The organism is Frankia sp. CoWAU3 (assembly GCF_977971855.1).
In genome coordinates, this window is record NZ_CDWWXB010000027.1 from 25,698 (window position 1) to 27,960 (window position 2,263).

The 2,263-nt window shown below is 72.5% G+C and carries 2 protein-coding genes; both read left to right on the forward strand.

What is annotated here, in order from left to right; genetic code table 11:
* On the forward strand, positions 1 to 468 hold a 468-nt coding region (locus AC08ON_RS04865; protein ID WP_476616527.1), incomplete at its 5' end, for a response regulator transcription factor.
* Positions 465 to 2,123 (forward strand): sensor histidine kinase, encoded by a 1,659-nt coding sequence (locus AC08ON_RS04870; protein ID WP_476606531.1) that lies wholly within the window; start codon positions 465 to 467, stop codon positions 2,121 to 2,123. The genes AC08ON_RS04865 and AC08ON_RS04870, both read left to right, overlap by 4 nt.
* Positions 2,124 to 2,263: the final 140 nt, after the last annotated feature.

Here is a 2,263-nt window from a genome sequence, read left to right on the forward strand (position 1 = left end):
GGCGGCGACGACTACGTCACGAAGCCGTTCAGTCTCGAGGAGCTCGTCGCGCGGCTGCGCGGACTGATGCGCCGCGCCGCGCGCACCACCGAGGCGTTGCAGGGCGCCCGGCTCGTCGTCGGCGACCTCACGATGGACGAGGAGAGCCGGGAGGTGCAGCGCGCCGGCCAGCCGGTGCACCTCACCGCCACCGAGTTCGAGCTGCTGCGCTTCTTCATGCGCAACCCACGCCGGGTGCTCAGCAAGGCCCAGATCCTCGACCGGGTCTGGAACTACGACTTCGGCGGCCAGGCGAACGTCGTCGAGCTCTACGTCTCGTACCTGCGCAAGAAGATCGACGCCGGCCGCCCCCCGATGATCCACACGATGCGCGGGGCCGGGTACGTCCTGCGGCCGGCCGATCCGGCGCTGGCACCGAGGACCTCCGCCGCCCCGTCATCGAGGGGCACCTCGCCGGGCCCGGCATGAGCTCCCCGGCTCACCGGGTCCGGATCGTGCCGGTCGCGCCCTCGCGCTGGTCACTGCGCACCCGGCTGCTCGCCCTCCTGATGCTCCTGCTGGCGACCGTCTCGCTGGTGATCGTGTTCGTCACCGCCGTCGCGCTGCGAGGTGTCCTCGTCGACCAGCTCGACAGGCGGCTGCGGGAGGCCAGCGGGCGATGGGACCGGCCGGAACCCACCTTTCTCCAGAACCTCCCGTCCTTCCCGGCCCTGCCGGCCCTCCCGGCCCCGGCCGCCACCGACTCCGCTGCCGCCACCGACTCCGCTGCCGCCGACCAGCCGTCCAGCCTCAGCCCGCAGCAGCTGCGGGTTCGCCGGTTCTTCCGTGGACCGGTCGATCCGGGAACGCTGGGAGCCGTCGTGGGCGAGGATGGAACCTACGGGGCCTTCATCGATACCGCCGGCGGGGGGAAGGAGCTGACCACCGCCGAGACCGCCGTCGTCGCGGGCATTCCCGCCTACCTGCGGCCGTATACCCGGGCGTTCGGCGATCAGGGTGACTATCGGCTCCTCGCGAGGACCACCCATGACGATATGATCGTCGTCACCGGGCTGCCGATGAAACAGGTGAACGCGACCCTCACCAGGATGACAATGATCGCTGGGGTGGTGGCGCTGGTGGGGGTCGCGGCCGCCGCGATCGCCGGCACGGCGATCGTCCGCGTCACGCTGCGACCGCTGCGGCGGGTCGCCGCGACGGCCTCCCGGGTCGCCGAGCTACCCCTCGACCGGGGTGAGGTGGCCCTGTCGGTGCGGGTGCCGCAGGTCGACACCGACCCGCGCACAGAGGTCGGCCAGGTCGGGGCGGCGCTCAACCGGATGCTCGGCCACATCGGTGCCGCGCTGGCCGCCCGCCACGCAAGCGAGATGCGGATGCGCCAGTTCCTCGCCGACGTCAGCCACGAACTGCGCACTCCGCTCGCGGCGATCAGCGGGTACGCCGAACTGACCCGCCGGACCCGCGAGCACGTCCCCGCGGACGTCACCTACGCGATGAGCCGGGTCGAGTCCGAAAGCGCGCGGATGACGGCGCTGGTCTCCGACCTGCTGCTGCTCGCCCGGCTCGACTCCGGTCGGGACCTGGTCCGGGAACCGGTGGACGTCTCCCGGCTGATCGTCAACGCGGTCAACGACGCGCACGTGGCTGCCCCGGGCCACCGCTTCGCTCTCGACCTGCCCGAGGAGCCGGTCACGGTCACCGGGGACCCGGCCCGCCTGCACCAGGTTCTCGCGAACCTGCTGGCCAACGCCCGCACCCACGCGCCGCCTGGCACCCAGGTCACGGCGAGCCTGACCGTGAGCGGCCCCACGGCGATCCTCGCGGTCGTGGACGACGGCCCGGGCATCCCCCCGGATCTGCTCCCCGAGGTCTTCCAACGCTTCGCGCGCGGCGACAGCTCGCGGTCCCGCGCCGCCGGTAGCACCGGGCTGGGGCTCGCCATCGTCGCCGCCGTCGTCGAGGCACATCACGGGCACGTGCGGGCCACGAGCGAGCCGGGACGCACCGCCTTCATGGTCGAGCTGCCCCGATGCCTCCCTCCCTCGGAGACGGTCCCGTCCGAGCCTGCCCGCCTGACCAACCCGACGCACCCCGACCGAGCTTCACAGCCTGCGCACAGGTAGATCACAAGAAGCCGAAAGGTCCGCGGTCGACAGTGATCCCCATGTCGCCCATACTCACCGACCCGGTGCCCCTCTCCGGAGGCGGTCGGGCCCCTGGACATCGGCGGCGCATGCCGTGGACCAGGGACCAGCCCCCCACG

Bases quoted from the DNA above. Each gene is read 5' to 3' on its own strand.
- AC08ON_RS04870 (WP_476606531.1), top strand. From the start codon at position 465: ATGAGCTCCCCGGCTCACCGGGTCCGGATCGTGCCGGTCGCGCCCTCG.